This is a genomic window from Sporichthyaceae bacterium (assembly GCA_036269075.1).
Lineage (GTDB): Bacteria > Actinomycetota > Actinomycetes > Sporichthyales > Sporichthyaceae > DASQPJ01.
In genome coordinates this window covers 44,414-66,144 of sequence record DATASX010000069.1, presented here as the reverse complement: position 1 = coordinate 66,144, position 21,731 = coordinate 44,414, and the positions used below count along the sequence as shown (strand labels likewise).

The window sequence follows — 21,731 nt, the reverse complement described above, 5'->3', positions numbered from 1 at the left end:
GAGTCCCCGATGAACGAACGACTGAATGACATCGCCCTCAAGGTGATGACCGCCGGATTCATCACGGCCGGCCTGATCGCAGTGACGATCGGCTACCGCGGCATCCAGCGCGAGGACGACATCGTCCTGCAGATGCCCTATCTGGCTTCCGGCGCGGTGATCGGCCTGGCGCTGATCGCGCTGGGTGGCATCACGATGATCCGTCAGCAGATGCGCGAACAGTCTCGTCGGGGCGCGCAGGTCACCGAGACGCTCGAGGAGTGGAAGGAGTCGACCATGAACGAATTGCGTGCCTTCCTGGCCAATGCGACGGTGGACGTCGAGATCAACCCGACCGCGCCGGCACACCTGGATGCGCTCAACCGCGCACCGGCCGTGCACTGACCGACGCCGGTCATGAGCCCGCCTGCATTCGCGGCGTCGTCCGCCCTCGTCGACGTGCCCGCCCTGGTGGAGGACCTGTTCGCCCGTGCCTTCGAGGAATCCGGCGGCGGGGACCGACTGGCCGCCACCGGGGTGGTGCTCGCGATCGACTTCGCCGACCTGGACCGCACACTGGCACTGGATCTGCCGTTGCGGCGGGTGGAGTCCGACCTCGCCGCAACCGCCACAGCCCGCATCGAGATCGGCAGCGCCGACCTCAACCGCTACCTGCAGGACGACCTGAACCTCACCCTGGCAATCGCCCAGGGTGAGGTGCGGGTGTCCGGTGCGATCGTCCCGGTGCTGGCAGCCCTCGGACCACAGACCGACCTGTTGTGCCGGCTCTACCGCCGTGTGCTCATCAGCCGCGGCCGCACCGACCTGCTGATCGCGAACCGCTGAACGAGCACCTCGCCCGCAAGGCCCTCCCGTCAGGGCATCGAACCCCGCAGCACCCGCCACACCGTGGGCAGTTCCACGGTCAACCGGCCGGTGCCCCTCGAGAGCTCGACGATCATCCGCGGGTCGCGGTCGATCCGGTGGTACGGGACGCTCCGGCCGGCCCAGCGGACCGTGGAGAAACTGTTGAAGCTGATCGGCAACGCAACCGTGCCGGGGCCGGTGCAGTTGACCTGGAAGGTGCGCACCGAGGCCTCGAACGTACGGGCCTCCACCTCCACCTGACACGGGCCGCGCAACACCGTCAACCCGCCGTTGTTCGAGGCCAACTGCTCATAGGTGTTGTAGACCGTCGCGGTCGACTCGCGCGCCGCACCCGCGTGCACGACCGGCAGGTACCCACCGTTCGCCAACAGCAAGTTGCCCAGACCGGACCCGGCCGACTGGATGCGCGCCGGGGTGTACGCCCCGAGGTCCACGGTGCCGGGCTTGCTGTCGGTGACCGGCGAGCTCACCACCAGGCCGAGCACCATCAACGCCGCACCGCTCGCGCCGAGCAGCGCGGCCGACGGGCGGTTGCTCACGCACCGCCAACCCATCGAGACGACCAGCGCGATCAACGCCGGGGTGATGAACGCCTCCAGCCGCCACACGGGTGCGATGTGATGAACCAGGGGCAACCGGTGAGCCCCGGCGATCGCCGGGACCTGCACCGCCATCCCGACCACGACGACGCCGGCCAGGAGCACCTCCGGGCGCCGCAGGAACGCCTGCACCGTGATGCCCGGCTCGGGACTCAGCCGCTGACCGGCTCGCCACACCAGAACGACGGCCAGCCCGACCCACAGCGCCAGGCCCACCGTGACGGTCATGCTCAGCGGATCCGGGTCGGCCCAGTCGAAGTTGCCGGGTAGGAAGTACTCGCGCAACGGGTGCAGGCCGTAGGGCGGCGCCAGTCCGGTCGGGACGACCCCGTTGATGTCGTAGTCGCCGTCGAAGGCGCGCTTCAGCAGCATGAACGGCGCGATCGCGACGCCGCAGGCCACCATCGCCGACCCGTAGCGGCGGACCAGTCGCCGCCGACCCGGGTTGGTCAGCAGGGCCGCCAGGAATGCGCCGGCGGTGAGGACCAGCCCGAGGTACGCGACCAGATCGTCCGCCAGGAACGTGACGAGGATCAACGGGACGATCCAGAACGAGACCTTGTTGCCTGCGACCACGTCCACGGACCAGCACAGGATCCACGGGACCAGCATCATCCCGGTGAACTCGGCGAGGTCGCCGCGGGTGTACCAGTCGGTGAACGTGTAGGGGGCGACGGCCAGGGCGATCCCGCCGACCGATGCGAGCAGCGACGGCACGCCGAGGCGCAACAGGCAGCGCCGCATCCCGTACATGCCCACCAGCAGGACGGCCAGCAAGGTCGTGACGACGGCGGCCTTCAATGTCCAGCCGACCAACGAAAGTCCGCCGGCCACCCAGAAGAACAGGTTGTGGTACCCGGCCGGCATCGGCGTGCCCATCCCGTAGGCGTCGCTGTCCGACCAGACCGGCAGGAAGTCGAGATGCCGCAGGTGCTGGGCATAGATCGCCGTCCGCGCGAAGATCGCCCCGTCCTCGTGGTTGCCCGGCCACCCGGTCGCGCGCAGCACCGGGAGCAGCGAGAGAACGCCTGCCCCGAGAAATGCCCCCAGGACCAGGCCCTGCCTGGCGATCCGCCGGCGGGAGACCCGGTCACCGTCCACGATCCGCAGCAGCGTCGTGAGCAGTCGGTCCGGCACCGATCGCCGCGGCGCGGGCGCGGGTTCCGGGGCAGCGCGTTGCCCCGGAAGTCGGTCGGGCTGCACTGCCGGCCGTGTAGTCGAGGACCTCACCGCGACCCCCCTAGGGCATGTCTCGCTGTTACAGATGATGCTAAATGTGTTCAGGGTGAAATTTGGGACATCATGGCCTCGCGGGCGCGTCCCGGCCGCGCCGAAGTGCTGACGAACCGTCAGACGGACGGCCATTGCCGGCAACCTCGGCCGGCGGATCTCACTTCGTCCCGGCTCGACGGCCGATCCGCTGGTTGACCTGCCATGATCCTGCCGTGGACCTGGGCCTCGGTGCGCGTTGGCATCACCAGCCGCATCGGCCACCCGGCGCCGGCCGGATGAGTACTCAGCTCGGGGTTGCCCGAGCGGTCGGCGGCCTGCTCACCACGCTGTGGTTGGCGGTGGTGGCCAGACAACTGAGCGTGGCTCAGTTCGGCGAGGTGACGCTCGTTCTCTCGCTGGGCTCGCTGGTCAGCATCGGCACCGACCTGGGCATCCCGTTGGCGTTGTCCAAGATCGCCCTCGACCACGAGTCCCTCGATTCCGGCGCGGTGCGCCGGGCGATCGGCGTCCGCATGGTGTCCGGGCTGATCTCCGGCGTCGTCCTGGTCGGGCTCTGGCTGAACTCCGCGCCCGCCGATCGCTGGTGGATGGCCGGGCTGTACTCGGTCTCGGTGGTGATCAGCCCGCTGGGTGGGTCGTTCCTCGCGCTGCTGCGGGGCCGCGCGATCGGCGTGGTCGAGGCCGTCTACAACGTGGTCTCCAAGCTGGCGCTGCTCGCCGTCGGCATCGCCACCCTCGCGGCCGGCTGGAAACCCTCCGGGGTGATCGCCGCCTTCGTCCTGGTCGACGTGGTGTCCTCGCTGCTCCTGCCCGGCATCGCCGGCCGGCGGTTGACGATGACCGACGAGCCGGATCCCCTGCAGCGGGCCGAACTGCGGTTGCGGGCCACCCTGCCGTTGGCCGCGGCCGGAATCATCGGGTCCGCCTACGAGCGGGTCGACATCTGGTTGCTGGCCCTCATGAAGGGCAGCAAGTCGGTGGCCGTCTACGTGGCCGCCTACAAGTTCTACGACACCGTCCTGCTGCCCGCCATGGCGATCGCCTCAGCGGCGGTGGCCGCCGTCGGCTCCGATCTGGCCGCGCAGGCCCGACCCGTCGCCAGGCGGCTGGCGTTGCGGGCGACCGCCGTTGCGGCCCCGATCGCGATCACCGTGGCGTTCAGCTCGGACTTCTTGCTGCGAAGCGCATTCGGCAACCACTACGCCTCCGCGCGGACCGCCGTCGCAATCCTGATGGTGGCCGGACTGCCCGGCGCGGCGCTCGGCGCGATCACCCCGATCGCCCTGCTCTGCGACCGCGCACGGGTCGCGCGGCTCACCGTCGTCGGCCTCGTCGGCAACGTGATCGCGAATCTCGCTCTGGTGCCGTCGATGGGGGTCCGCGGTGCCGCGGTGCCCTTCCTGATCACCGATGCCGCGCTGTTGGCCGCCTTCTGGAACGTGCTGCCGAAGGAGTCCCTCCCGGTCACCGCGCCGGTTGCGGCCCACCCAAGCAGCTAAGCCAACCGGTCGAACTGACCGTCGCCCCAGCGGTAGACGTGGGGAGACAGCGGCGCGACGCCGTTGGCGAACTCCTGGGCGGTGTAGGTACTGAAGGCGTCCCGCCCCGCAGCGGTCGCCCAGGTCGGCATGAATGCCAGTTCGTGCCGGGTCGGGACGCCGACCAGCAGGCCCTCATCCGGGTCGAAGTCCGGTCCCAGGAGCAGGCCCACGGTCTCGGCCAGGACGAGCGCCTTGCTGGCGATGAAGCCGGATCGCCCGCGCAGGGTGCAGAACGCGCCGGCCCGGGTGTCGATCAGTTCGCAGTCCTGCGGCCGGATACGGTCCACCCGGCCGAGCCCCAGCGACCAGAGTTCGTCGGCCCCGACCAGGGCGACCTCCTCGTCGGTCAACCAACGCACCATCGACCCCGTCACGTGGGCCAGCAACCCGATCAGATCTGTGCCCAGCCGCCGGGCATAGGCGTAATCGACCGCAGGGCTGTGCGGGTCGGCGAGCACCAATCGGGCATGCACGCCGTCCCGGATCTGGTCCGGCCCGAGCTCGGGTGGCGCGCCCGGGAACGCTTCGAGAAGCGCCGCGAAGTGGGCATCGACCACCTCCGGCCATTGCTCCTCGCAGTAGCCGTCACAGACCGATTCGAGGTTCATCAGGCCGAACACCCGGCCGTCCGCGGTGGCCAGATGGTCGCGCCGGACCGCCGCCGCCACGCCGTGCCGGGCCAGCGCATCCCGCGAAAGCCTGCGGATCAGTTCCCGCTGCCGTGGGCTCCAACTCCGCTGCGGCCCGGCGATTGTTCGACGGCCGGTCCGCGTCCTACGTCGTCCACTCACAGTTCCCCCCGAGACACCGGACCGCTGCGGCCCTCGGGAAACCCTCTCGATTCGGACGCGCGCGCACGACCGAATCCGTGTGCCTGTGGACAATCCGGAGTTGTGGATACCGGCGGGATCAGCGTGCTCCGTCGGCCCCGGTACTCACGACCTCCCCACCGTCGATGGTGACGATGCTGCCGGTGATGAACGCGGCGCGATCGCTGACCAGGAAGGAAACCAGTTCCGCGACCTCCTCCGGTTGCCCCGAGCGGTTCATCGGGTTGAGTCGGACGCCGCGCTTCGCGCTGTACTCGAGGATCGGGGCCACCATCTCGGTGTCCACCTTGCCGGGCGCGACCCCGATGACCCGGATCCCGTCCCGGGCCCACTCCAACGCCATCGTCCTGGTCAGCATGCTCAGCGCGGCCTTGCTCGAGTTGTAAACGGCGAAGCCGACCGATGGATAGATGGCCGCAGTGCTGGTCATGTTCAGCACCACACCACCGTCGCCGGTGGACACCATCACGTCGCGGACCCGGGCTGCCAGGTACCAAGGGGCGATCAGGTTGACGTCCAGGGCGGCGCGGAACACCTCCGCCGTCACGTGTTCGACGCGGGCCGCGGTGGGCAGCATGCCCGCGTTGTTGACCAGCACGTCGACGCGGCCGAACTCCGTGGCGGCAGCGGAAACCAGCGCGTCGAGGGCCGCCAGATCGCTCACGTCGGTGGGCACCGCGAGGGTACGCGCGCCGAGGGCTCGCGCCTTCTCGGCGACCTGCGCCAGGCTCGGCGCCGAGCGGGCGGCCAGCACCAGGTCGTGACCGTCCCGTGCGAACCGCAGCGCGCAGGCTTCCCCGATACCTCTGCCGGCGCCGGTGACCAGAGCGACCGTCACGTCGGGTTCCCCTCGTGGAGTGACGGCGCACAGTGCCGGCGGATCTGGTCGACGACGAGGCGGGCCGTTTCGACGCAGCCGCTCTGCCCGGCGCCGGTCCGCTCGCGGACGCCGTCCCCGACGTTCCAGAGGTTCGCGATCGGCGTCGTCCGCTGCAGGTCGTGGCCGGCGATGGCTCGCTGTGCCGGCCAGTCCTCCCCCGCGCACACCGCGACCGAAAGCTCGCGCGCGTTGTCGTAGCCCGGGAACTGCTCGCGCAGATCTGCCCGCAGCAACTCCAGTTCGACGTCCAGGTCGAAGTCGCCGGCGGCGGGGTGCGGAGCACACGCGCCCAGATACAGGTGCCAACCCGGTGGGGCCAGCTCCGGACAGGTGTCGGTGAGCAGCGCGGCGTAGGCCAACCGACGCGTGGTGGCGAAGAAAGCCAGCCCCGTCAACGGCCCGAGCCGGGTTCGGCCGGCGAAGTTGATCGTGATCAGACTCCCCGGTCGGGACCACGTCTTCAGCTCGGCCGAGTAGGTCGACGGCAGAGCGCTGCCCGGACACAGGGCCGCGGTGGCCACCGGCCCCGCGTTGCTCACCGCGATCCGCACCGCCACGGCGATCTCCTGCCCATCGCGGCGGATCCGGGCTCCGTCGACCAGACCGTCGGCGCCGACGCTCAACGCGACGACGGCGCTGTCCAACCACAGCGTCCCACCGCGCCGCTCGAAGTCGCGGGCCACGGCCGACCACGGCCCGATGGCGCCCTCCGGGTGCATGGCGTAGGTCTGCAGGCCGCCGGGGCGGGTGGCGTAGTCGAACAACAGTGCGAGTTCGATGTCCGCGGGCTCCGCGGCGTAGAGGGCGGCGGTCAGGTTGCGGACCAGGCTGCGCACCGCCGGACGGGCCCGGCGCGCGTCCAGCCAGTCCGCGACCGTCGGACCGCGGCCGGGACGACGACCGGTCCGCCGGCTGACTGCGCCGACCGCGGCGAGCAGACCGCGCACCGCCGCGCCGTTCGGGCCGCTCATCAGCGGGACGTCGCGCCGCCCGACCCGAAGCACCAACGGGCGGCGCGGGATCCGCAGGCCGGGGTCGACGCCGAGGTCGGCGAACAGCCGGCCGTTCTCCCCACCGACCTCGGTCACCAGGGCTCCGGTGTTCACCCGGAAGCCGTCGATCTCGATCGTGGATGCCCGACCACCGACCCGGTCTCGGCTCTCGACGAGCAGCGTCCGGTAGCCGGTGGCTTGCAGCCGGGCGGCGGCGGCCATCCCGCCCGCCCCTGCCCCGATCACCACTGCGTCGAAGCGCTCGAGCGCAGGGGCGTTCACCGGTTCGGCATCCGCTTGCGACGCAGGTCGCGCAACAGGGTCCGGGCGGCCTGCTGTCCGGGCAGGCCCGAGACGGACGGGCCGGGGTGCGTCCCACCGCCGCTGAGATAAAGACCCGGCACCGGTGTCCGGTAACCGGCGAAGCCGCGCGCCGGGCGCAGCGGTCCCATCCGCGATGGGGTCAGGTCCACGTGGTAGACGTTCCCGTCCGGGACGTTGGTGCGGGCGGTCATCTCCGGTGGGGACTCGACCCAGCGGCCTATCTCCAACTCCTCGAAGCCGGCGTAGTAGTGCTGGGCCTGCGCAATCAGCGACTTCTCCGCCGTCGCCTTCAACGAGTCCCAACTCTCCTCCGGGTGCAACGGCACCCAACCCGACCACAGCCCGAGCAACTCCTGGCCGGTGGGCGCCACCGCGGGGTCCGCGGCGCTCTTCACCATGCTCGCGAACGGCAGCGGGTCCGGCAGTCGCCCGGCGCCGGCGTCGTCGATCGCGGCGCAGATCTCCTCGATGGTCCCGACCATGTGCGTCGGGATCCGCACGTCCAGGTCGTCACGGCGGGCCTTCTGGTGTGCGGGCAACGTCAGCCGGCCGCGGAACGCGACCTCGATCTTGAAGTGGGCGCACCCCGCGCTACGGGTGGGGATGTCGGCAGCCCGCGCCGCCAGCTTCGCCGGCAGTGTTCCGGGGGGCAGGAACTGATTGAGCACCCGCCACGGCTCGGTCGCGGCCAGCACCGTCGCCGCGCGGATTTCCTCGCCGGAGTGCAGCCGGACTCCGATCACCCGGCCGGCGGACATCAGGAACTCCTCCACCCGGGCAGCGGTCCGGATCCGCCCGCCCGAAGCGGTGAAACTGCGTTCCAGCGCCGCGGGCAGGGTGCCCATGCCGCCGGTGGGCCGGGCCATCCCGGCGCGCATGATCATCGGGACGATCATCAGGTTGACCCCGGACCGGTCCCAGGTGATCGGGCAGCCGTAGCTGGCGAGGTTCGCGAGCATCGCCTGCACCAGGGGGTGGGTGAACCGCTCGCGGATCGCATCGGCCGCCGACGTCCGGGTGAGTCCCACCACCTCCGGGAGGGCACGGGGTCGGCGCAGCAGTGCGCGGACGGCGCCGGCCACCGCCCGCGGATCGGGTCGGACCGGGTTGGTCGCCATCAGTGTCATCGCGGCGTCGCAGGCCGGCCTCAGGTCCTCGATCAGGCGCAGATACGCGGCGGCGTCCTGGGGCGCGAAGTGCCGGATCTCCGCCGCAGTCCGCTCCGCGTGCCGGTGCAATGCAAGTGACGCTCCGTCAGGCGCCAACGCAAGGTAGGGCGGGTCGATCTCCACCTCGCGGTAACCGAACCGAGCCAACTCCAGGTCGACACCGACAGTGGTGTCGCGCAGCGCGATCACGTCGTCCGCGCACGGGCTCATCCGATGCTCGGGCGCGGCCGGCAGCAGGGCCGTGCTGGTCGTGCAGCCACCGATCCAGTCGTTCGCCTCCAGCACGAGTACGTCGAGTCCGGAGCGGGCCAGGTAGCCCGCGGCGACCAGGCCGTTGTGGCCCGCGCCGATGACGATGACGTCGGCGCGCTCAGCCATGAAGGACCGGGTCGAGCCGCAACGGGCGCGCCGCCTCCACCATGATGATCTCCCACTCGATGCGGGCGTGGTCGTCCCACTCGCGCCGGGCCTTCACCCGCGCTCGGTCCGGGAAGCCGTGATGGATGCCCTGCGGGTCGTGGCTGACCAACCCCGGTTTGAGCGGGCGCCCGAGCGAGTTGCCGCCGTGGATCAGGGCGACCTCGTCGTAGTCGGCGTTGCGGTGGAACCACGGGATCCGTTCGACGCCGGCCCGTGTCTCGAACGGGCGCGGCAGCAGGTTGATGATGTTCACGCCCTCGGCGACCAGGAACACGTGCATCGACGGCGGCAGGTGCAGGCTGTCGGACATGATCACGTTCCAGTCGCGGATGTTGAACGCGAACGGGAAGTAGTCGCCCTTCCAACCCTCGACGTCGCAGGGGTGGTGGTCCTGGAAGATCGCCGAGGACTCGTTGTCGTACTTGACCCGGACCTCGTACTCGGGCGCATCGGAGGCCATCGGCGTCGGATCCGGCACTCGGATCACGTCCGGGTCGAACGGGGCATGCCGACCCAGGCCCACGTAGTTCGGGGCGCGCAACTCACCGACGGTCTCGATGCCGAACAGGAAACTCTCGGATCCGTCGGGTACCCACCGATGCGTGATCGCCTTGGGGATGACCACGTAATCGCCCTGCTCGTAGACGATCGGGCCGAACTCGGTGTGCACCGTGCCGGCGCCACGGTGCACGAACCAACACTCGTCGCCGTCGACGTTGCGACGGTGGAACGGCATCGGTGCGGCCCGCCGGGAGAGCCAGATGGTGACGTCGGAGTTGTAGTACAGCCGCTGTGCGGTGCCGCGTACGTCGGTCAGGTCACTCGGCTCGAGGTCCGCCAGCAACGCCGCGGTGGACCGGAAGCGACCTTCGGCGCGGAACACCGTCGGGTCGTTGGACCGGTACAGCACCGCCTCCCGGCCGTCGAAGCCCTGTCGGGTCAGTTCGTCGTCCTTGAGCGGTGAACCGTCCGGCGCCGGACCGGGCAGGTCGCGGTGCGCCTGCCGACTGGTGCGGCCCTTGCTGAACTGGATGAGCGTCCGCATGGCGGGGACGCTAGCACCGAATCGGACACTCGCCTATCAGCGTTTGGTTATGGCTACAGTAGGGCTGTGACGACCGCATCCGATCCGGCTGAAGCACTGGCCGGCTACAACATGTGGGACCCCACGCATGAGCGCGCCAAGTGGGAACTGTTCCGCTACGCCCGCGGGAAATGCCCGGTGGCGCACACCGATGCCGACGGCGGTGGGCAGTACCTGGTCACCCGCTACTCCGACGTGCGCGCGGTGCTGCAGGACACCGACACCTTCTCCTCCACCGGAGTAGCACCCAAGCCGGCGCCGGTGGCGCTCAATCCCCTCGACGTCGACCCGCCGTACCACTCGGACCTACGCAAGCTGCTGAATCCGCTGTTCTCCCGCACGTTCCTGCTGAAGTTCGAGCCGCAGATGCGCCGCAGCGCGGCGGCGTTGATCGACGCCTGGGCCGAACGCGGCAGGGTCGAGTTGATCAACGAGTTCGCCGCCCCGTTCGCCGGTGCCTCGCTGGCCACGATCGTCTTCGACGAGCGCGACCCGGAGCGGATGCGGCGGGCGATCGACACCGTGACCACGGTGGCGATCGAGGGCAACGACGAGTCGTACTTCAACCTCGCCCTGTTGGCCGGGGAGTACATCGCGGACCGCGAGGACAACCCGGTGGACCGGGAGGACGTGCTCACCGCAATCACCACCGGCACGGTGCTCGGCGGGCGACCGCTGACCGACGACGAGCGCGTCGGGGTCGTGACCGTGCTGTTCCTCGGCGGGTTGGACACCACCCGGGGCGCCGTCGGCGCGATCGCCTATCACCTCGCGCGGCAGCCCGAACTCGAGTCTCGCGTGCGTGATCCGCGGTGGATCCGCAACGACATGGACGAGTTCCTGCGCATGGAGTCCCCCGTCGGCTGCCTGGGCAGGCGGGTCATGCGCGACACCGAATTGGCCGGGGTGGCGCTCAAGGCCGGCGAACAGGTGCTGGTCCGATTCGACTCGGCCAACCGCGACGAGGAGAAGTTCCCCGACCCCGACCGGCTGGTGTTCGACCCCCCGCGGTCCGGGAACGCCGCGTTCGGGCTCGGCGTCCATCGTTGTCTCGGCGTGCATCTGGGCCGGATCCAGCTCGCGATCGCTTTCGACGAACTGCTCAAGCGCGTGACGAACCTGCGCTTCGCCGACGGCGGTCCCGAGGACGTGCACTGGTCCCCGGGGATCGCCAACGGTCCGGAGCGCCTCGACCTGCGCTTCGACGTCGTGGACCACGGGTGACCGCCGGACCGCTTTCCGGGGTGCGGGTGATCGATCTGTCCGCGTTGGGACCCGGGCCGTTCTGCTCCATGCTGCTGGCCGATTTCGGCGCCGACGTGATCACGGTGGAGCGGCCGACCACCGTGGAGTTCGACCCGGCGAAGCACCTGAGCCGGGGCAAACGGTCGGTGATCGTGGACCTACGCGCCCCGCGCGGCGCCGAGGTGATCGCGCGGTTGGCCGACCGCGCCGACGTGCTGCTGGAGAGCAACCGGCCGGGCACGCTGGAACGGCGCGGGCTCGGGCCGGAGGAGCTGTGTGCCCGTAACCCGCGGCTGATCTACGCCCGCCTGACCGGGTGGGGCCAGGAGGGCCCGTACGCCGACCGGGCGGGGCACGACATCAACTACATCGCGGTCGCGGGCGCGCTCGGCGTGATCGGTTCGACGGAGCCGATCCCGCCGCTCGCCATGCTCGGCGACCTGGCCGGCGGCTCGCTGATGACCGCGTTCGGGATAGTCGCCGCCCTGTTCGAGCGGGCTGTCAGCGGACGTGGGCAGGTCGTCGACGCCGCGATCACCGACGGCGTCGCGCTGCTCAACAGCCCTTGGCTGGCCGAGCTGGACGCCGGCCGCTGGCCCGGCCGTGGGCGCCATCTGCTGTCCGGCGGCAGCCCGTGCTACGGCTCCTACCGCTGTGCCGACGACGCATATTTCGCCGTCGGTGCGATCGAGGGAAAGTTCTACGCGGCGTTCCTGGCCGCGCTCGGGATCGACGACGTGGCACTCGACACCCAACTCGACCCGACTACCTGGCCCGCGCTGCGGGACCGGGTGGCCGAGATTTTCGCGAGCCGGCCGCAGGCCCACTGGACCAAGGTGTTCGGCGACATCGACGCCTGCGGCACGCCCGTGCTCGACCTCGACGAACTCCTCGACGATCCGCACCTGCGCGCGCGGGGCACCGTGACCATGCACGAGGGCCGGATCACCGCGGCACCCGCGCCCCGGCTGTCCCGCACACCCGGCGCCGTGCGCCCGTCGGCCCGACGTGGCGCCGACACCGCCGTCGTGCTGGCCGAAGCCGGTTACTCCGCCGAGGAAATCACCGCGCTGGCCGCCGACCGCACCGTCGGTCTGGGCGACTGACGCATCGTCAGGCAGGAACCGAGGCGCGGATCGGCAGGCGGCCGTCGAAGCCGTCGAGCACGCGTGGGCCCGGGGTGAACGTTGCGGGCATCGCGATGTAGCCGTTGATCAGCGGGATCGTCGGATAGTGCACGACGCTTTCGAAGTCGATCTCGTAGTCGGGCATCCGGCGCAGCACCTCCTCGAGCAGCAGCCGCATCTCGGCCGGAGCGAGGAAGGCGCCGAGGCAACGATGCACGCCGAAACCGAACGCGAGGTGCTTGGCGGAATTCTCGCGATCCAGCGCAACTGCGTCGGGTTCACCGAAGACGTCCTCGTCGTAATTGGCCGAGCCGAGCGCGAGCAGGACCCGGTCGCCGGGTCGCAGCAGAACGCCGCCGAGTTCCACCGGCGCGAGCACGGTGCGCGCGACCCCCGGTCCGGGAGTGAACCAGCGCAGCATCTCCTCGACCGCGTTCGGGATCAGCCCCGGGTCGGCCGCCAGGGCAGCCCGCTGGTCGGGGTGGGCTCCGAGGTGTCCGAACATGCCGGCGATCAATGCGGTGGACGTGTCGATCCCACCGTTGAGCAGCATGAAGACCTGGTTGACCACCTCGTCCTCGGACAACCGCGCACCGCTCACCTCCACGGTGAGCAGGCGGTCAACCACGTCATCGCGCTCTCCGACGGTCCCCCGGCGGGCCGCGATGATCCCCCGGAGGTCCTCGACGAGCGCCCGGACCGCGCGCGCCGAGCCCTTCTGGAGGTACGCGGCCTGGTGCAGCGCGACGGCGTAGTCGTGCCAACGCTCCAGCGGCAGCCCGAAGTAGTCCAACGAGATCATCGCCGGGATGGGGTTGGCCAGGTCGTCGACGAAGTCGAGCCGACCCGAGCCGATGACCCGGTCCACCGCCCAACTGATGATCTCGCCCAACCGCGGCTCGTAGGCGGCGATCGCCTTCGGGGAGAACAGCGGGGCCAGCGGGCGTCGGTAGGACTGCGAGCGCGGCGGGTCGGTCTCCATCATGCCCATCTGCACGGGGTTGACCGGGATGGTCACCCCGCCGGTCACATAGCGCTGTCCGTCACTGGCGTCGAACTCCAGGTCGCGGCCGCAGGCGAAGGTCTCCGGGTCGCCCAGCACCCGCTTGACGTCGGCGTAACGGGTGATCACGTGAAAGCCACCGTGGGCGGACGAGTGCGCGACCGGGCAAATCGCGCGCAGCTCGCGATAGGTCTCGCGCCAGTGCTGTGCGAAGTGCTCGCTGTGGTGGTCGAATCCTGGCATGTCCTGCGGCCCCTCAGTCGGTGAGCACGATCGCGCCCTCGGGGCAGGACCGTTCCGCATCGGCCAGATCGGCGCAATCGGCCGCCGCCACCTCGGCGATCAGGACGCGGCCGAGGCCGGCCTCGTCGACGTCGAAATAGTCCGGGGCGATCAGCACGCACCGACCGTGCCCCTGGCACCGGCTCGCGTCGATCCGCACCCGTGTCACCGAGACCTCCCGATGCCGTTGCACCCAGCTCCCGACGGCCACTAACCTAACGCTGTTTGGTGTCTACCGCCAACCGACCCGGAGGGCGATCGTGCCGGTCTTCAGCTCCGCCGAGGAGGTCGAGAAGATCTTCGTCGCCTTCTTCGAACACATCACCCTGCATCCCGACCTGCGACCGAAGTTCGTCGAGTCCCAGGCGTCGTTCCGGGTCAACTACAGCGCGCCGGACTCGGCGTTGAGCATCGACGCCTCGGTCGACCCACCCGCGGTCCGGGCCGGGGACGCCGCCCGTGCGGCGCAGGTCGACGTCGCACTGTTCATGTCCGCCGACGACGGACACAAGTTCTGGCTCGGTGATCTGAACATCCCGATGGCGATCGCTCGGCGCAAGGTCAAGATCGAGGGCTCGATCGGCACCCTGCTGAAGATGCTTCCCGCGCTGCAGCCCGCGTTCGGCATGTATCGCGACTTCCTGGTGCAGCAGGGCATGGCCGACAAGCTCCCCGCCTGATGCAGGTGAGTCCCGCCACCCACGACTGGGTCGCGTTCCACGCAGCGCGGCGGCCGGCCGCCCCAGCACTGCGCCGGGCCGAGGACAACCACACGCTCACGTGGGCACAACTCGAGGACCGGGTGGCCCGGTGCGCCCATGTGCTGCGCGCCCTCGGGGTGGGGGTCGGCGACCGGATCGCACTGGTCGCCGAGAACTGCCCGCGAGTGTTCGAGGTCCAGTTCGCCGCGATGCGGTTGGGCGCGCTGTTCGTGCCGTTGAACTGGCGGCTGACCCCGCACGAGTTGGCCGAGATCTGCCTGGACGCCCGCCCCGCCGTACTGGTGCACGACACGACCTGGGCGGGTGTCGCAGGCCAGGTCGCGGAGAAGGCGGCGATCCCCTGCCGCATCGCCGGGGGCCTCGACGAGCCGGGCGTCGTGGACTACGAGGCCGCGTTGGCCGCAGCGCAGCGGGTTGATCCGCGGACCGGCGGAACACACTCCGACCCCACCCACATCCTCTACACCTCGGGAACCACCGGTCGACCCAAAGGTGCCCTGTCCACCCACGGCACTTTGATCTGGCAGGCGTTGAACTGCGCCGACACCACCGGTTACGCGGCGGCCGGCTGCCACCACCTGAACCAGATGCCGCTGTTCCACGCAGGCGGCCTGAACGTGATGGCCAATCCGATCCTCTACTTCGGCGGGACAGTCACCACGATGGCGCGGTTCGACCCGGCCGCAGTCCTGGCCGCGTTGACCGACAGCGCTCCGTCGGTCACCCACTTCGCCGCGATCCCCCTGATGTACGCGGCGATCGCCGCCCAACCCGGCTTCGCGTCCGCCGACCTGAGGCACCTGCGCCATCTCATCGTCGCCGGCGCGATCGCGACCCCGCAGCTGTTGCGCCAATGGTCCGACCGCGGGCTGCCGCTGCAGCCGCAGTACGGCGGGACCGAGATGGGCCCGATGGCCTTCGCCCTCGACCAGGAGGCGGTCCTGCAGGCGAAGGCCGAGCTCGGCTCGGCGGGCAGAGCCGCGAGGCACACCGAAATTCGCCTGGTGGATCCCGACGGGACCGACGTGCCGGCGGGTGGGACCGGCGAGATCTGGCTGCGGGGCCCAAGCGTCACGGTCGGGTACTGGGACAGGCCCCGGGACGAGTTCTTCACCGACGGTTGGTTCCGCACCGGCGACGCCGCCCGCCGCGACGCCGAGGGGTTCTACTACCTGGCCGGGCGGACCAAGGAGATGTACAAGACCGGCGGCGAGAACGTCTATCCGGCCGAGGTGGAGAACGTGTTGTCGCTGCACCCGACCGTGGCGGACGTCGCCGTGGTCGGCGTGCCGGACCAGGACTGGGGCGAGGTCGGACTCGCCGTGGTCGTGGCGACGTCCGGGGCAACCCCGACCCTTGGCGAACTGACCAGCTGGGCGGGCGCCACGTTGGCCCGGTACAAGCTGCCCAAGCGATTGGTCCTGGTCGGCGAACTGCCGCGCAACGTCACCGGCAAGGTGAACCGAGAGGAACTGCGCGCGGCCTACGCCGGGAGGCCGTCTTGATCCGCGAGCAGTTCGACGAACACGGGGTCCTCGAACTGGTTCTCGATGCGCCCCCCGCAAATGCGCTGGACCTGGCCGACATTGCCGCGTTGGCGCAGGCCCTGCGTGGTTGTGCCACGAACGAGGCAATCCGTGCGGTCGTGGTGCGCGGCGAAGGGCGTGGCTTCTGCGCCGGCGGCGACGTCAAGGAAGTGCAGGCGCTTCCTGAGTTCGCCGGGATCCTCGGGCAGGCGCGCGGCTCGCTCGAGCTCACCTCGGCCGTCGCCGAGTGCGCCGTCCCGGTGATCGGTGCGGTGCACGGCTACTGCATCGGACTGGGCGTACTCGTCGCGGGGATGTGCGACATCCTGCTTGCCGCGCCGGGAACCCCCTTCGTGCTCGCCGAGGCGGACAACGGCGCAGCTGCCGGCACGGTGCAGGCGATCGGGTTGATGCCCGAGAAGCGTCTGCGCGCGGCCCTGTTCACCGCCGAACCCGTTGCGGCGGAAGAACTCCACGCTTTCGGCAGCGTGCTTCGACTAGTGCCCGCGGCCGACCTGCCGGACGCTGCGCGCACGATCGCGCGCACGATCGCCGGGAAACGACCGAAGGTCATCCGAGCCCTGAAGGCCGCCACCGACGCCAGCCTCGACCGCCGACTGCGGCTGACCTACCGCGCGGAACTGAGCCACACCCTGGAGCTCAACCTGGCAGGCGAGGCCGACCAACTGCGGGCGGACTTCGTCGCCGGTCGACGCGCGGGCTACCTGGCGTCGGAGGGCCCGGCATGACCGGACCGGCGGACGAGGTCGAGGTCGTCCGCTGCGACACTGTGGTCACGATCCGCCTGAACCGTCCGGCCAAGCGCAACGCGATAACCGGCGCCATGTACACCAGGCTTGCTGATGCGCTGACCGAGGCCGGCGACGCGACCGTGGTCCTGCTGACCGGAGCCGGCGGTGCGTTCACGGCCGGCAACGATCTGCGGGACATGGTCGAGAATCCGGTGCTCGGCGACGACGCGCCACCGCTGCGGTTCCTGGCCGCGCTGACCGAGTTGCGCGCAGTCCTGCTCGCCGCGGTCGACGGACCGGCGCTCGGCGTCGGGACCACCGTGCTGCTGCACTGCGACCTGGTCTACGCCACCGCCGACAGCGTCTTCGGTTTCCCCTTCGTCGACCTGGGTCTGGTTCCGGAGGCCGCCTCCACCCTGCTGCTGCCGCAACTGACCGGCCATCAGCGAGCTGCCGAGTTGATGCTGCTCGCCGAACGTTTCGGTGCCGCGCGAGCGGCCGAACTGGGCCTGGTCACCGAGGTCGTGGCCGACGCGGAGGAGCTGAGCACGCGGCTCGCGCAGCGGACTGCCGAACTGCTCGCCAAACCCCGAGCCGCGCTGCTGGCGACGAAGGCGTTGCTGCGCGAGTCCGGTGCTCGGACGGTGCCAGAACGGCTGCGGATGGACAGCCGGGCGCTACGGGAGCTGATCCGCGAGAAAACTAACGTTGCTGGGTAATGCCGTACAATTGCGGCAGTCCTGGCACACGGAAGTCGGAGGGAAAGCTGTGGCACGGCCCAAGGTTCCGTTGATCTCGAAGCGAGCGGCGTTGCAGGCCGCGCTCGAGATCATCGACGCCGAGGGCATCGACGCGCTCAGCATCCGGCGGCTGGCCGACCGGCTGGGGGTGAACGGCGCCTCGTTGTACCACCACTTCCGCAGCAAGGACGAGATCATCGTCGGCGCCGCCAAGGTCGCCCTCGAGGAGGTCCGGGCACCCCAGGGCCACGAGGAACCCTGGGAGGTCTGGTTGCTGCGCAATGCCCGCCGCCTGCGGGCGGCGTTGCAGGCCCATCCCGACCTGATTCCGGTGATGTTGCGCCGCGAACCGCTCGGGATCGGCACCGCGCAACTGGAGGCCACCTTCGCGCACCTGGTGGAGGAAGGCGTGCCGGTCGGCGCGATCGCGCCGATGATGGAGGCGTTGGAGTCCTACGCCATCGCCAGTGTGCTGCACGAGTCCGGCGGACACCTCGCGCCCGACCCGGAGCGCCATCCGTACCTGGCCCGCGCCGCTGGGCAGCGGTCGCTGGACCCCGCGGAGATCTTCGAGTTGGTCTGCCGACAGATCGTCGAGGTGACCGTGCGGACCGCCGCCGCCCGGGCCGCCCAGAGTCCCCAGCCCGTCGCGGCGAAACGCTCAACCCCCCGGCGCGGGAAGTCTCGCGCCAGCGCCTGACGGAGGTCCGTATGCCGGCCGAACGTGTCCGTTACACCCGAACGCCGTACCTGGTGGTGACCCAGGAGTCCGCCGTCCGCAAGGACGTGTACGGCTCGGTCGAGGACTACGTGGTGCGCCAGGCGCAGTTGCTGCGCGGTTCGACCGACTCCGACACGGTCGTGATCTGCATGCACCCGATCGGCTCGCCCGCGTACCTGCCACTGTTCCCGGAACTGGCCCGTACCGGACTGCACGTGATCGGCTGCGGCACCCGTTACACCGTCGGGGACGCGGCGCTGCAGATGGAGAACGTCCTGCTGGATCTGGCGGCGTGCGTCCGGGATGCCCGGGAGCGGCTGGGGTACTCGCGCGTCGTGCTCGCCGGATGGAGCGGTGGGGGCTCCCTGATGATGGGCTATCAGGCCGAGGCCACCAAGCCCGTCATCACCGCCACCGCGGCCGGTGAGCCCACCGGGCTGGCCGAACGCAGACTCCCCGAGGCCGACGCGGTCCTGTTCCTGGCCGCGCCGCGCAGCCGGCACCGGCTGCTCACCGACTTCCTCGACGCCTCGATCACCGACGAGGTGGAGCCGGACCGCAACCGGGACCGCGAGTTCGACCTCTACGACCCGAAGAACCCGAACCAGCCGCCGTACTCGCCGGACTTCGTTGCGGCGTACCGGGAACGCCAGCGCGCCCGCAACCTACGGATCACCGACTTCGCCCAGGATCGGCTGGCCCGCCTGCGGGCGGCCGGGCGCCCCGACGACGAGCACGCCTTCGTCGTGCACGGCACGATGGCCGATCCACGCTGGCTGGACCCCACCCTCGACCCCAACGGCCGGCGCCCGCGCTGGAGCTACCTCGGCGATCCGGCCGTCGCCAACACCAGTGCGGGTGCGCTGATGCGGTTCACGACCATCCGCAGTTGGCTCTCCCAGTGGTCGTTGACGACCGCGCAGACAGACGCCGGGGATGCCGCGCCACGGGTCCAGGTCCCCGTACTGGTGCTGGCCAACGGCCGCGACGACGCCGTCCCCGTGCCCCACCCCCGCGAGGTGTTCGACGCGATTTCCCACGCCGACAAGGAATTCGTCGAGCTGCCCGAGGCGAATCACTACTTCACCGGCGCGGACCAGAGCTCCCATCTGGCGGACGCGGCCGAGCAGGTGCGCGGCTGGCTCACCCGGCACAACCTCGGCTGATCCACACAAACCAAACGTTGTTTGATATTGTGCCTCGAACGCGTGGGAGGCAACCGTGAGGCTCAGCCTGATGTCGCTCGGTGATCAGGTCACCGACCCGGTCACCGGTACCCGGCAGACCGCCGCCGAGCGCCATCGCGCGATCGTCGAGGCAGCGGTCGTGGCCGAGGAGGTCGGCTTCCACGGAGTCCACGTCGGGGAGCACCACGGGCTCGAGTACACGACCTCGGCGCCGCCTGTGGTGCTGGCGGCAATCGGTGAACGCACCCGGCGACTGATCCTGTCCACCGCGGTGACCCTGGCCGCCAACCTCGACCCGATCCGGGTCGCGGAGGACTACGCCACCGTCGACGCGCTGTCCGGCGGACGGTGCGAGGTCGTCGTCGGGCGCGGCAACTTCTTCGTGTCCACCTACACCTTGTTCGGCCAGGACGTGGCGGACTCCCACGACTTGTTCACCGACAACGTGGAGGTGCTCGTCGCCCTGTGGAACGGGAAACGGGTGAGCCGGCCGCGCACCGCCCATCGCGCCGCGATCCACGACTTCGTCCTGCAACCGGCGCCGGTGGGACCGGTGCCCACCTGGATCGGCGGCGGCGCCTCCGAGTCGAGCCTGGAGTTGGCCGCCCGGCTGGGCCTGGATCTCATGCTGCCCAGCGCATTCGGCAACCCAGCCATGTTCGTGCCGGTGGTGGAGGCCTACCGGGAGCGATTCGCCGCGCACGGACACACTCGTCAACCCCGGATCGGGGCGTGCTGGCACGTGAATGTCGCAGAGACCTCGCAGGCTGCCCGGGCGCGTTGGGAACCGCGCTACCGCGCGTACTTCGATCTGATGAAGGACATCGTCGGACGGGTCAACCCGGATCCGCCGCCGTTCATCCGCAAACCGTTCGACTTCGAATTGCTGACCACCCGCGGGCCCGCGCTGGTCGGCAGTCCGGACGAGGTGGTGGCGCGGTTGCAGGACAGTGCGCAGATGCTGCAGGCGGACACGAACCTGATCTATCTCGACATGGGCGGCCAGCCCGCCGAGGAGTTCCGGGCCATGGTCGAACTGATCGGCAGCCGGGTCATCCCGCAACTGAGCTGAGGCCGATCACCACGCGGGCCGCTGGATCACTGCATCACTGCATCACTGAGCCGCGGTGTGCTTGGCGACCGGTCCCGAACCGGCGGGTGAAAGGACGTCGCGCCCGAGCAGCTGACACGCAATCAGAGCCAGTTCGATGTCGAACCGTTCGGGTTCGATCGGCCCGCCGCGCAGTTGTGTGGCCTTGTCGATCCGGTACTTGACCGAGTGCTTGTGCATCGACAGCAACTCCGCCGTCGCGGTGTAACTCGAACCGGTGGACAGGTACACCCGCAACGTGTCGCGCAGCCTCGCGGCCTGCTCGTCGTCGCGCGCAAGGTCCCCCAACGCGGTCTGCACGAGCATCCGCGTGTGCTCCGGGTCGGCGCAGAGCCCAGCGGCCGCACGGACCCCGGGGTCGAGGTAGTCGGTCGCGACGCGCGCGTCCGGACCGGCGACGACCGCGAGGCGTTGCGCCTGCTGGGCCTGCAGATGGGTGGCGCGAAACCCCGCGCGGCCGTAGGCAGGGCCGCCCAGGGCCACCTGCACCTGTGGGTCGGTGGCGCGCGCGATCGCGCCCACCTCGGCGCTGTCCAGTCGATGCGGCTGGGAACCGAGCGCGATCCACGCCCATCCGGTCCGTCGGTCGGAGGTGCTGAACAAGACCTGGCTCCCCCGGCACAGCTTGTTCGCGATCGCCACGGCCAGCCGCTCGAGTTCGCCCGGTGCACCGGCCTCGACCACCCGGTCCGGAGTCCACAGGATCAACCCGAGGTGGTGCTGCTTGAGCGGGTAGCCGGTCGCCGACTCCGCCCCGTCGAGGTCGAGGTCCACTCCTTCGATCAGTTCGCGGATCGCGATGGCCCGCCGGGTGTTGCGGTGGACGAGCCATTGTTCGCGTTCGGACTCGTACTCGGTGATGACCCGTTCGGAGATCCAGTCGATGTAGGCGAACGTCGCTGACACGATGTGCGCCGAGGCCGCCAGGCGGATGGCCGAGCTCTCGGTCTGTCCCGCGAGTTCGGCGTACGCCACCTCGAGCAGGTGGCTCTGCCCCAGCCGGTAGGCCCGGACCAGAGCATGCACCGGCACGTCGTGCTGCGCGAGTCGTCGGGCGTACTGGAACGCCGCGGAGGGCGGCGTCACCTGCGACAGCGGGATGTCGTGGCGTAGGAGGTGGATGATGTTCTCCACGTTTCCTTCGATGCTGGATCCGAGAAGATCCTGCAGCCGCTGGTCACCGAGCTCACCGATGCCCGCGGCCAGCACCGAGCGCATGCTTGCGGTGATCTCCCCCAGCCTGGCGTTGAGCGCCGCCGCCACGGCGTGCACCACTACCCGGGTCCGCTCCTGGTCGAGCTGCGGGGCCGGCGCCGACAGCGCTTCGTCCTGCGGACCACCGCCGACGGAATTTCTCTCCACGTCAGCCCACGCTC

General features: G+C 70.2%; 21 protein-coding genes. 12 read left to right on the top strand and 9 right to left on the bottom strand.

Annotated features, from left to right (window positions below; all coding sequences use genetic code 11):
- The first annotated feature begins 9 nt into the window (after window positions 1–9).
- Together VHU88_12060 and VHU88_12055 are read left to right on the top strand one after the other, a co-directional pair.
- A complete protein-coding gene (locus VHU88_12060; GenBank protein ID HEX3612411.1) occupies window positions 10–384 on the top strand; it encodes a hypothetical protein in 375 nt (124 codons plus the stop codon).
- 12 nt (window positions 385–396) lie between these two features.
- Window positions 397–825, top strand: coding sequence for a hypothetical protein (locus VHU88_12055; protein HEX3612410.1), 429 nt, complete (start codon window positions 397–399; stop codon window positions 823–825).
- A gap of 29 nt (window positions 826–854) precedes the next feature.
- On the opposite strand, the gene VHU88_12050 is transcribed toward VHU88_12055, so the two are convergent.
- A complete protein-coding gene (locus VHU88_12050; protein HEX3612409.1) occupies window positions 855–2,603 on the bottom strand; it encodes a hypothetical protein in 1,749 nt (582 codons plus the stop codon).
- Between the two features lie 371 nt (window positions 2,604–2,974).
- Here VHU88_12050 and VHU88_12045 point away from each other — a divergent pair, with 371 nt between their 5' ends.
- Window positions 2,975–4,198, top strand: coding sequence for an oligosaccharide flippase family protein (locus VHU88_12045; GenBank protein ID HEX3612408.1), 1,224 nt, complete (start codon window positions 2,975–2,977; stop codon window positions 4,196–4,198).
- Here the strand turns inward: VHU88_12045 and VHU88_12040 are convergent.
- The 5 genes from VHU88_12040 to VHU88_12020 all read right to left on the bottom strand — a co-directional run bounded on the left by VHU88_12040 (window position 4,195) and on the right by VHU88_12020 (window position 9,900).
- Window positions 4,195–4,908, bottom strand: a complete 714-nt coding sequence (locus tag VHU88_12040) for a hypothetical protein (protein HEX3612407.1) — start codon at window positions 4,906–4,908, stop codon at window positions 4,195–4,197. The genes VHU88_12045 and VHU88_12040 overlap by 4 nt on opposite strands.
- A 241-nt stretch (window positions 4,909–5,149) precedes the next feature.
- Window positions 5,150–5,908, bottom strand: coding sequence for an SDR family oxidoreductase (locus VHU88_12035; GenBank protein ID HEX3612406.1), 759 nt, complete (start codon window positions 5,906–5,908; stop codon window positions 5,150–5,152).
- Window positions 5,905–7,224 (bottom strand): NAD(P)-binding protein, encoded by a 1,320-nt coding sequence (locus VHU88_12030; GenBank protein ID HEX3612405.1) that lies wholly within the window; start codon window positions 7,222–7,224, stop codon window positions 5,905–5,907. The genes VHU88_12035 and VHU88_12030 overlap by 4 nt, the downstream gene beginning before the upstream one ends.
- On the bottom strand, window positions 7,221–8,813 hold the full coding sequence (locus VHU88_12025; GenBank protein HEX3612404.1) for an NAD(P)/FAD-dependent oxidoreductase: 1,593 nt from the start codon (window positions 8,811–8,813) through the stop codon (window positions 7,221–7,223). The genes VHU88_12030 and VHU88_12025 overlap by 4 nt, the downstream gene beginning before the upstream one ends.
- Window positions 8,806–9,900 carry a homogentisate 1,2-dioxygenase gene (locus VHU88_12020; GenBank protein HEX3612403.1) on the bottom strand — a complete coding sequence of 365 codons (1,095 nt, stop codon included), beginning with the start codon at window positions 9,898–9,900 and terminating at the stop codon, window positions 8,806–8,808. Before VHU88_12020 ends, VHU88_12025 begins: the two co-directional genes overlap by 8 nt.
- Before the next feature lie 66 nt (window positions 9,901–9,966).
- Here VHU88_12020 and VHU88_12015 point away from each other — a divergent pair, with 66 nt between their 5' ends.
- Both VHU88_12015 and VHU88_12010 read left to right on the top strand, forming a co-directional pair.
- Window positions 9,967–11,163 carry a cytochrome P450 gene (locus VHU88_12015; protein HEX3612402.1) on the top strand — a complete coding sequence of 399 codons (1,197 nt, stop codon included), beginning with the start codon at window positions 9,967–9,969 and terminating at the stop codon, window positions 11,161–11,163.
- Window positions 11,160–12,290, top strand: coding sequence for a CaiB/BaiF CoA-transferase family protein (locus tag VHU88_12010; GenBank protein HEX3612401.1), 1,131 nt, complete (start codon window positions 11,160–11,162; stop codon window positions 12,288–12,290). The genes VHU88_12015 and VHU88_12010 overlap by 4 nt, the downstream gene beginning before the upstream one ends.
- 7 nt (window positions 12,291–12,297) lie before the next feature.
- Here VHU88_12010 and VHU88_12005 read toward each other — a convergent pair whose 3' ends face one another.
- Together VHU88_12005 and VHU88_12000 are read right to left on the bottom strand one after the other, a co-directional pair.
- A complete protein-coding gene (locus VHU88_12005) occupies window positions 12,298–13,557 on the bottom strand; it encodes a cytochrome P450 (GenBank protein HEX3612400.1) in 1,260 nt (419 codons plus the stop codon).
- Between the two features lie 13 nt (window positions 13,558–13,570).
- Complete coding sequence (locus VHU88_12000) at window positions 13,571–13,765, bottom strand: ferredoxin (protein HEX3612399.1); 195 nt, start codon at window positions 13,763–13,765, stop codon at window positions 13,571–13,573.
- Window positions 13,766–13,856: 91 nt separating this feature from the next.
- Here VHU88_12000 and VHU88_11995 point away from each other — a divergent pair, with 91 nt between their 5' ends.
- From VHU88_11995 to VHU88_11965, 7 genes are read left to right on the top strand one after another with little or no spacing between them, the layout of a single operon-like run.
- The gene (locus VHU88_11995; protein ID HEX3612398.1) at window positions 13,857–14,276 is read left to right on the top strand and encodes an SCP2 sterol-binding domain-containing protein; all 420 of its coding nucleotides are present in this window, start codon (window positions 13,857–13,859) and stop codon (window positions 14,274–14,276) included.
- On the top strand, window positions 14,276–15,823 hold the full coding sequence (locus tag VHU88_11990) for an AMP-binding protein (GenBank protein ID HEX3612397.1): 1,548 nt from the start codon (window positions 14,276–14,278) through the stop codon (window positions 15,821–15,823). Before VHU88_11995 ends, VHU88_11990 begins: the two co-directional genes overlap by 1 nt.
- Complete coding sequence (locus VHU88_11985) at window positions 15,820–16,593, top strand: enoyl-CoA hydratase-related protein (protein ID HEX3612396.1); 774 nt, start codon at window positions 15,820–15,822, stop codon at window positions 16,591–16,593. Before VHU88_11990 ends, VHU88_11985 begins: the two co-directional genes overlap by 4 nt.
- The gene (locus tag VHU88_11980) at window positions 16,590–17,315 is read left to right on the top strand and encodes an enoyl-CoA hydratase-related protein (GenBank protein ID HEX3612395.1); all 726 of its coding nucleotides are present in this window, start codon (window positions 16,590–16,592) and stop codon (window positions 17,313–17,315) included. The genes VHU88_11985 and VHU88_11980 overlap by 4 nt, the downstream gene beginning before the upstream one ends.
- Window positions 17,316–17,364: 49 nt before the next feature.
- Entirely contained in the window at window positions 17,365–18,036 is a 672-nt protein-coding gene (locus VHU88_11975) for a TetR/AcrR family transcriptional regulator (protein HEX3612394.1), read from the top strand.
- Window positions 18,037–18,047: 11 nt separating this feature from the next.
- Window positions 18,048–19,223: an alpha/beta hydrolase gene (locus VHU88_11970; GenBank protein HEX3612393.1), complete on the top strand. Its 1,176-nt coding sequence runs from the start codon at window positions 18,048–18,050 to the stop codon at window positions 19,221–19,223.
- A 55-nt stretch (window positions 19,224–19,278) separates the two neighbouring features.
- Window positions 19,279–20,316: an LLM class flavin-dependent oxidoreductase gene (locus tag VHU88_11965; GenBank protein ID HEX3612392.1), complete on the top strand. Its 1,038-nt coding sequence runs from the start codon at window positions 19,279–19,281 to the stop codon at window positions 20,314–20,316.
- Window positions 20,317–20,358: 42 nt separating this feature from the next.
- Here VHU88_11965 and VHU88_11960 read toward each other — a convergent pair whose 3' ends face one another.
- Window positions 20,359–21,717, bottom strand: a complete 1,359-nt coding sequence (locus tag VHU88_11960; protein ID HEX3612391.1) for a helix-turn-helix domain-containing protein — start codon at window positions 21,715–21,717, stop codon at window positions 20,359–20,361.
- Window positions 21,718–21,731: the final 14 nt, after the last annotated feature.